At 38.7% G+C, this 8,386-nt stretch carries 8 protein-coding genes; 3 read left to right on the top strand and 5 right to left on the bottom strand.

Annotation, left to right across the window (positions count from 1 at the left end; translation table 11 throughout):
- The 3 genes from Q8907_09285 to Q8907_09275 all read left to right on the top strand — a co-directional run.
- Positions 1–1,230, top strand: a 1,230-nt coding sequence (locus Q8907_09285) for a nucleoside recognition domain-containing protein (protein ID MDP4274456.1), incomplete at its 5' end; no start/stop codon positions are given.
- Between the two features lie 236 nt (positions 1,231–1,466).
- Positions 1,467–2,981 (top strand): GH3 auxin-responsive promoter family protein, encoded by a 1,515-nt coding sequence (locus Q8907_09280; protein MDP4274455.1) that lies wholly within the window; start codon positions 1,467–1,469, stop codon positions 2,979–2,981.
- Positions 2,982–2,990: 9 nt separating this feature from the next.
- Complete coding sequence (locus Q8907_09275; GenBank protein MDP4274454.1) at positions 2,991–4,040, top strand: ATP-binding protein; 1,050 nt, start codon at positions 2,991–2,993, stop codon at positions 4,038–4,040.
- Positions 4,041–4,043: 3 nt separating this feature from the next.
- Here the strand turns inward: Q8907_09275 and Q8907_09270 are convergent, their stop codons facing one another.
- From Q8907_09270 to Q8907_09250, 5 genes are all read right to left on the bottom strand, one after another.
- A complete protein-coding gene (locus tag Q8907_09270) occupies positions 4,044–4,820 on the bottom strand; it encodes a radical SAM protein (protein ID MDP4274453.1) in 777 nt (258 codons plus the stop codon).
- Positions 4,821–4,845: 25 nt separating this feature from the next.
- Positions 4,846–6,033 (bottom strand): amidohydrolase family protein, encoded by a 1,188-nt coding sequence (locus Q8907_09265; protein MDP4274452.1) that lies wholly within the window; start codon positions 6,031–6,033, stop codon positions 4,846–4,848.
- Positions 6,034–6,045: 12 nt separating this feature from the next.
- Entirely contained in the window at positions 6,046–6,804 is a 759-nt protein-coding gene (locus tag Q8907_09260) for a DUF4296 domain-containing protein (protein ID MDP4274451.1), read from the bottom strand.
- Between the two features lie 140 nt (positions 6,805–6,944).
- Positions 6,945–7,856, bottom strand: coding sequence for a type IX secretion system membrane protein PorP/SprF (locus tag Q8907_09255; GenBank protein MDP4274450.1), 912 nt, complete (start codon positions 7,854–7,856; stop codon positions 6,945–6,947).
- 71 nt (positions 7,857–7,927) lie between these two features.
- A partial coding sequence (locus Q8907_09250) for a gliding motility-associated C-terminal domain-containing protein (GenBank protein ID MDP4274449.1) occupies positions 7,928–8,386 on the bottom strand: 459 nt, incomplete at its 5' end.

Below are 8,386 nucleotides of genomic sequence, written 5' to 3'. Positions count from 1 at the left end.
TGTGAGAAACTGGAAGAAATTCACGGGCATGATTCTTCCCTTGTCATTGCCGATGAAAGAAGCAATCTCGCCTACCAGATTACCCGGGAAATAGAAACCATCACTCACAGAAAAATTTCTCTGAGTGATAAGCTGGATGAAATCACCACCAATAAATTCACAGGCTATCTTGTAATGACACTGATACTTGGGGGAATGTTTCTCAGTGTCTTTAGTTTTGGAAATTGGCTTTCCGGCCTGTTTGATACTGTATTTAAAAATTTTCAAACCTGGTGGAATGGAACTGTTGGAACAACATTTCTGGCTTCACTCAGTTGGGCGGCAATCGAAAGTATACTTGCATTAATTCAAATAGCTTTCCCCTATATTTTACCTTTTTATATCTTTTTATACATCCTGGAGGACTGGGGTTACATTGCCCGTATCTCTTTCCTGATGGACAAACTGATGCATAAAATGGGCATCCATGGAAAAGGTTGTATTTCTTTTATCATAGGATTCGGATGCAATGTGCCCGGCTGCCTCTCCTGCCGCATAATGGAATCAAAACGGGAAAGATTTATTACGGCTGTTTTGGTAACTCTTGTCCCCTGTTCTGCAATTTCTGTCATTGTTTTCGGATTAGTCGGCAAATATGTCGGACTTTTATGGGCCCTTGGATTATACCTTCTTGCCCTAATCCTGATTTTTCTGGTTGGTAAAATTTCTTCCAAGCTGTTAATTGGAGAACCGGTAGAACTGATCATGCCTATGCCCGATTACAAGACCCCGCAATTAAAAACCATACTTTATCAGACTTGGGATTCATTAAAGGAATTTGTTTTTATTGCCGCTCCAATTGTGATCGTTTCCGGAGTTGTAATTCATGCCATCAATTTGGCCGGTTGGATGCCTGCAATTTCTTCGTTTTTAAGTCCCATCACAGTCAAATGGCTCGGACTTCCGGCAATCACAGGAATTTTGCTGTTTTTCGGAATTCTCCGTAAAGAATTAATTCTGGTCATGCTGGCCGCTTACCTGGGAACTACAAACTTTGCTGCGGCCTTAAGTCCTCAACAAATGATCACCCTGGCCATAGTCAGTATGTTTTATGTCCCCTGTGTTGCCACCATTTCTGTGCTATGGAAAGAATATGGTTGGAAGAAAGCAATGACCATCTGTGCGCTTGAAGTTCTTTGTTCTATATTATTAGCCGGAATTATCAAAAGAATTTTGGATTGCGTTTTTTAAAAATACAAATAACAGATCGATTACTTTAATGACCATCTCTTCTTAATAATGGCAACATGAAATATGCTCTGCCTTTGCTTTTATTAGTTTCTTCTAAAAGATTTTTCAATACCTGAGGTTTAGTATTAAAAATTTATGATCAACATAATATTATTGGGATTTTTTGTTTTACTTTAAAATTGAAAATTTATAGAAGTCATATATTTTCTAAAACTAATTGACAAAATATTAAAACCATGCGTGTTTTAAATTCCATAATAAATTGGATCAATATTAAAAGGAATCATGAAATTGAATTGTTTCGCCAATATCCTTCCGATGTTCAGCGGGAAGTTTTGTTCGAAATAATCAGGCAGGCTGCCCCCACAGAATGGGGGAAAAAGTATGATTACGCCAGTATCGATAGTATAAATACTTTTCAGCAGAGGGTACCCCTTCAAACCTATGAAGAAATAAAACCTTATGTAAACCGCTTACGCGACGGAGAACAAAATCTACTGTGGCCTACAGAAATAAAATGGTTTGCCAAATCATCGGGTACTACAAATGATAAAAGCAAATTTATTCCCGTCAGTAAAGAAGCTCTTGAAAGATGTCATTTCAGGGGGGGCAAAGATATTCTAGCCCTATACACCCGTAATTATCCCAATACCAAAATTTTCAGCGGCAAAGGACTTACCCTGGGCGGAAGCCACCAGATCAATAATTTCAGCAATCAATCCTATTATGGCGATTTGTCTGCAATACTGATTGAAAATGTACCTTTCTGGGTTGATTTAATTCGAACGCCCAAAGCAGATATCGCCTTGCTGGAAAATTGGGAAGAAAAAGTTGAAAAAATTACCCGGACAACCTTAAAGGAAAATATTACCAATATTGCCGGAGTCCCTTCCTGGAACATGGTTTTGATTAAACACATACTTGAGGTAACAGGGAAAAATAACCTTCTTGAAATATGGCCCAATCTTGAACTTTTCAATCATGGAGGTGTTAGTTTCGAACCCTATCGAGAACAGTTTAAAAAACTTATCCCTTCCGAAAACATGCATTATGTTGAAGCTTATAATGCTTCTGAAGGTTTCTTTGCCATTCAGGATGAACCTTCTACCAACGATATGTTGCTGATGCTTGATTATGGGATATTCTATGAATTTATTCCCATGGAACATTTTTGTGAGGACCAGCCCCGCACCCTTACCTTAGATGAAGTAGAGACTGGGAAAAACTATGCAATGGTTATTTCTACCAATGCCGGTTTATGGCGATATATCATTGGCGATACGGTCAGGTTTACTTCTGTTTATCCCCATAAAATCATCATCACTGGTCGTACACACCAGTATATCAATGCTTTTGGGGAAGAAATGATGGTAAACAATGCAGATAAGGCATTGAAAATTGCCTGCGAAAAAACAGGCGCACTGATAAAGGAATATACGGCTGCACCTGTGTTTATGAATGATAAACGCAACGGAGCACATGAATGGCTCATAGAGTTTGAAAAAGAGCCTAAAAATTTAGATTATTTCACTTCCTTGCTTGATAATGCTTTATGTTCAGTTAACTCAGATTATGAAGCCAAACGATATAAAAATATTACACTGGGCAAACCAATAGTCAGAAACATGAAAAGCGGAACATTTTACAGTTGGCTTAGCATGAAAGGTAAAATGGGAGGCCAAAATAAAGTACCCCGGCTTTCAAACGACCGCAAATACCTTGAAGAAATTCTGGCAATAAATAGTAAATAAGATTATTTAATGAAATCATTATCCACGAAATCAATAGCGTTAATCCTCTCATTTTTAGCTACTCTGCTGGCAGGATTAGTCTTTATATTCCCCGAAATTCTTGGATTCAACAGTTATTTTTTCAAATTTTCAGTTTTACTATTTTTCTTCTTACTGATCTATTTACTGGCCCGCTCTCTGGTTGATGATTTTATCAAAAAAAGATTAAAGTCTGCTGAGGATATTAAAAGCAAACAGGCACAAAAAAAGAAATTGCAGAAATTCTCTGTTCAGGATGATGTCTATACTTCCGAAGTAAAACAGGACAAATCCTCCTGGAGGATTGAGAAAACGGCAGAAATTGATCAGCTCAAGAAACTTGAACAATACCGCAAAGATTTTATCGGAAATGTTTCACATGAGTTGAAAACCCCAATTTTCAATATCCAGGGCTATGTTTTGACCCTGCTTGAAGGGGGAATCAACGATAAAAAGGTCAATAAGCTTTATTTGGAAAGAATGGCTAAAAGCGTTGACCGGATGATTTCAATTGTTGAAGACCTGGAATCCATTTCCCGCCTGGAATCTGGAGAATTGAAACTGGAAATGGAAAATTTCAATATCCTTAAACTGACTGAAGAAATTTTTGAACTTCATGACATGAGGGCCAAAAAGCACAATATACAGTTGGAATTTGATAAAAAATATGACCGGTCGGTAAAAGTATTCGCTGACAGGCAGCGGATTTCAGAGTTAATGAATAACCTGGTGGCCAATGCAATTAAATATGGCAAGAAAAACGGGAAAGTGACCTTAAGTTTCAATCCCAAAGGAGATAAAGTACTAATCGAAGTAAGGGATAATGGCATTGGAATTCCTGAAAATGAGATATCCCGGATCTTCGAACGTTTTTACCGCGTAGACAAGAGCCGCTCACGGGAACAGGGCGGAACAGGCTTAGGATTGGCCATCGTCAAACATATTATTGAAGCCCATGGCCAGACGATTACCGTTAAAAGCAAATTAAACGAAGGTTCAGTCTTTTCCTTTACCCTGGATAAAGCCAAAACCAAGCAATAATTTTTAACCGGAAACCTGAGTTTTAAATCCCAACGATTGAACTTTTGCAGCAATCTCCTTTAACTCTTTTAAAGGAACTTTTTCCAATCCCTGGGCAGGCGTATCACGTGCAATGGTATAAATCATCACCTCCCGAGGGTTAATAACCTTTAGAGCTTCCAACCAGGGATCTAATTCAGAAGGTACCGTGTTGTCAATCAAATGGCCTTTACATTTTCCTCTCAGAAAAAGAGTCTGAATAATAAGATGACCTTTAAATGCCTTCAAATGCTCCATCAGTTTAGCCAGGGAAAAACCCGGATAAGGATTGTTGTGCAAACGGATTGTGGCTTCATTTGCCGAATCCAACTTCAGGATGTTGTCGTCCACTTTGTTCAAAGCAGCAAATACAGCAGGATTATGCAACATCGTTGCATTGGACAAGACAGCCACCTTGGCAGAAGGAAAATACAGGTTTCTTAATTCAAGGGTATCATCAATAATTCCGGCAAATTCGGGATGTATGGTGGGTTCACCGTTCCCGGCAAAAGTAATCACATCAGGTTTTTGATTATGCTCCATCATATCTTTGAGCTTTTTATCCAAAGCTTTTTTAACCTCCTCCCGGGAATGAAAAGTAACAGGTTCCTTGCGTTCGGGATTCCACCCACATTCGCAGTATATGCAATTGAAATTACAGAATTTTGCTGTTTCCGGAAGTAAGTTAATTCCTAATGATACCCCTAATCTGCGGCTTTTAACAGGCCCAAAAATAATCTTATCGAATAAAAACGTAGCCATAATTCAAAATGAAAATGCAAAAATACTAAATAATTACGGTGACTTTACTTTCAGGTAAAAGTTTCTGATTTTCAAAATCAAAAGGATGAATCAGGTTGAGCCCGGGATGTTTCCCTTTTTCAATTGTACCGTTGATTTTATCCATCCCCAGGGCAAGGGCGCCATTGATTGTAGCCCATTGAAGCAGATCCCTAAAAGGAATATCCTGGAAATACCTTGAGATAGTTTTCATTTCATCTAAAACAGAAAGATGATGATTAGAAGTATAACCGTCCGTCCCCAGGGCAAGGCACAGGTGCTTCCTCCGGAACATAGTAATATCCGGAAGAGTATCTTCAATAAATAAATTTGAATTCGGACAGAGCACCCAGGAAATATTTCCTGAATAATTTTGTGCAAAATCTACATCTGCTTCACTTGTGAAAGTATTGTGTACAAGTAAAAGCCCATTTGCTGAAGGTAAATGAGGCAATGTGGCATGCAAGGAATTTATGCATTTAGATGCAATAAAATCCGGGGCTACTTTCAAATCTTTAAAGAAAAAGTCGGCCATTTCCCCCTGCCGGGAAAGGAACAACTGATTTTCTGCTTCACTCTCCTGGTTGTGAACAGAAAGTATGCTATGATTTTGAGTTGCAAATTTCGAAATCAGATCATAAAGCCCTACAGCTACTGAATATGGGGCATGAGGAGTAATGGAAGCCTTCAGCCCCATAGACCTCAATTGATCATATAACAGCAGTCCATTATTAAAAATTGCGGGTATATCCACGCTTTTTGATGTGAAAATTTCCACGAAAGTGTGGTACAGGATTTTGCTTTTTTGTTTAACCTCAAAAGTAAGGGCATTATTTGAAATATCACCTGCTGCAACAATGCCGTTATCCTGCATTTCCCTGTCAGCCCGGGCAGCCTCGCTGATTATCTCATCCGGATTGCTTTCCCTGAGTTCTTTAACCTGCCGGATAAAACCACAAAGCCCGGTTTTTTCAGCAAATTTTCCCCTCAAATGTGATAATTCCAGGTGACAATGAGCATTTATAAAACCGGGAACAAGAATACCATTATAAAACTCAATATTTTCTGCTTCCCGGAGGATACCTCCAGTATCAATCACATCCAGAATTAAGCCGCCATCATCCAGAACTACAATCCCATTCTTCAAGGGTGCAGCACCGACAGGAAAAATATAATGGGCAGAAATTTTTCTCAATGAAATGATGATTTATTTCTTTTGTGCAGGAGTATAAACAAGTTTAATTGAATGAACCTCTGCATGTTTCGAACCATTTCCTTTAAGAGAAACATGATTGATCAGGTATCCCCTGATACAGGTAACCTTTTTATCTTTTAATTCCTTGGTAATGGAATGAACAGTAAACCTGTTGTTCTTTGTCAAAGGCATTGGCGGAAAATAATCCCGGTAACCCAGCTTAGTCCCATCATTATATGAATAAAAAGCAACCATAGAGGGTTTTTCTGAAGCATCATCAGAACATAATTTAATCTCAGCACTAAGAGTATATGTCCCTAATTTATGCAAGGGTATATTAAATTCAATGCGGCTGTCTTTACCATCCTGAGGGAGCATCCAATCAGGTTTCTGGTTCCATAAATTTTCCAATTGACCCAAGCCAAAAGCCATGGGTTGATCAAAAGAACCTTCCTGATCCGATAATTTACTGATCACTTTCTCGTAAATCTTATCAAACTGTTTAGGCTTTTTTGAATAGTAAGCCATGGTACTGTCGAAATCAGCACGGGTTACATTATATTTCTTCAATACACTGTTGTAATATTCGGTAATGCTGGTATCAATAGCTTCCATAGCATTTTGCATACCACCAGCATTCAACGCGTTGGCAAGGTGCATATCAACCAGTAAAGGTACCAGCTTTCGTTGAGGGATAATTTCACCTTTATGACGTCCACATCCCAACAAGCACAATAACAACAACAAATAGCAAAAAATATTCTTTGTCATATCCAAAGTTCAATTAACCATTACGGGGAAAAATTGATACTCAATAAATTTCATCTTAAGCTAATCTTTTACCCCAACTAAATTTTATACAAACCTACATCAATAAAATGAAACAGGAAAACAGCGGTCAATAATTTTAATTAACGTCTGGCGTTTTTAATGGAATTAAACTTATAACCTATCATAATTTCATGAGATCCATTGTTGTATGTAGAGAACTTGGAAACTGACAAATCATATGAATACCCAAAAATAAACTTGTCTTTAAAATTATACCCCAGGAGAACAGACACAGCATCATGTGTCCTGAAGGATAAGCTACCCCAGACCATATTATGGTAAATTACTTTAGCATTTAATTCAGCCTGAATCTGTACTGGATACATTCCCTTAATTATTGCCGAAGGTTCAACGGCCCAGGTACGGTTAAAGAAATATTTATACCCGCCGGTAAGGAAAAAATGGCTGCGCAGTCTATTTAAAGCTGTTTCGCCTTTCACCAGGTTAAGTTTATTATTAAAAAGCTGATTGGCAGCAAATCCCACATTGAAATTTGACGAATACATATAAACGCCAATAGCAGCATCAGGGACCAGGGAGCTCATAATTGACGCAGGGGCATGAGGATCTTCAACCCCATCGTCGAAAGTAAGCTGAGTGCCGTCAACCCTGAATTGTTTAATGCCCAGGGCTAAACCCATGGAAAGTCGAATATCCGGGTTTAAGGCAATATTGTAGGCATAAGATCCGCTTACCTCTGTCTGACTTGTAGGACCGGTTACATCATGATAAACGTAACCCCCATAGCCCATATCCCTTTTAGCATCAGGGCCATAGAAACTCAAAGTATTGGTTATTGGCGCATCATCTATCCCCACCCATTGAAAACGGTTACAGGAACGGATCTGATAGGAATTAAGTGTACCCGCAATGGCCGGATTGATAACAAACTCATTATACATATATTGCGTATACTGAGGGCTTTGTTGCGCGTTCGCTCCTGCAGAACAAATAATAAACAGGATGACCGTTAGTTTAATTAGTTTTTTCATGTACTTATTGATAAGTTTCCATATTCAATAATTATATCTCAATCTGCACTAAAATCAGCCTTATTACTGATTTACCTGATCAAGGTTACACTTCCGGTAACAGGTGAGTCGCCTGGTATCTTAATCACAAAATAATAGGTGCCCACAGGAAGTTTATCCCCATGATTTTTATAGGTACCGTTCCATTCCTGATCAGCCCCATATCCCGAAGAATGAAATACCTGTTCGCCCCAACGGTTAAACACAAGCACCTCTAAACCATCCACCTTGTCGGCAAACGGAATGTGCCAGGTATCGTGAATGCCGTCTCCGTTTGGAGTGAAAGCATTGGGAACAAATAGCTTATTGACCTTCACTAAAATCTGATCGCTATGTACACAACCATTGGTATCAATCATGGTAACATAAAAGACCGTATTCTTATCCGGTTTTGCAATAGGCGCATAAACAAGAGTTGTATCAAGGGCCGATGTCCCGTCTGTCAAAGTATCACTCCATGCCCAGGAATATTTATACCTTAAATAATCATC

The sequence above is a fragment of the Bacteroidota bacterium genome, assembly GCA_030706565.1.
Lineage (GTDB): Bacteria > Bacteroidota > Bacteroidia > Bacteroidales > JAUZOH01 > JAUZOH01.
This window is presented reverse-complemented; position numbering and strand designations above follow the sequence as displayed.

Coding starts and splice junctions, on each gene's coding strand:
- Q8907_09280 (MDP4274455.1), top strand. CDS start 1,467: ATGCGTGTTTTAAATTCCATAATAAATTGGATCAATATTAAAAGGAAT.
- Q8907_09275 (MDP4274454.1), top strand. CDS start 2,991: ATGAAATCATTATCCACGAAATCAATAGCGTTAATCCTCTCATTTTTA.
- Q8907_09270 (MDP4274453.1), bottom strand. CDS start 4,820: ATGGCTACGTTTTTATTCGATAAGATTATTTTTGGGCCTGTTAAAAGC.
- Q8907_09260 (MDP4274451.1), bottom strand. CDS start 6,804: ATGACAAAGAATATTTTTTGCTATTTGTTGTTGTTATTGTGCTTGTTG.
- Q8907_09255 (MDP4274450.1), bottom strand. CDS start 7,856: ATGAAAAAACTAATTAAACTAACGGTCATCCTGTTTATTATTTGTTCT.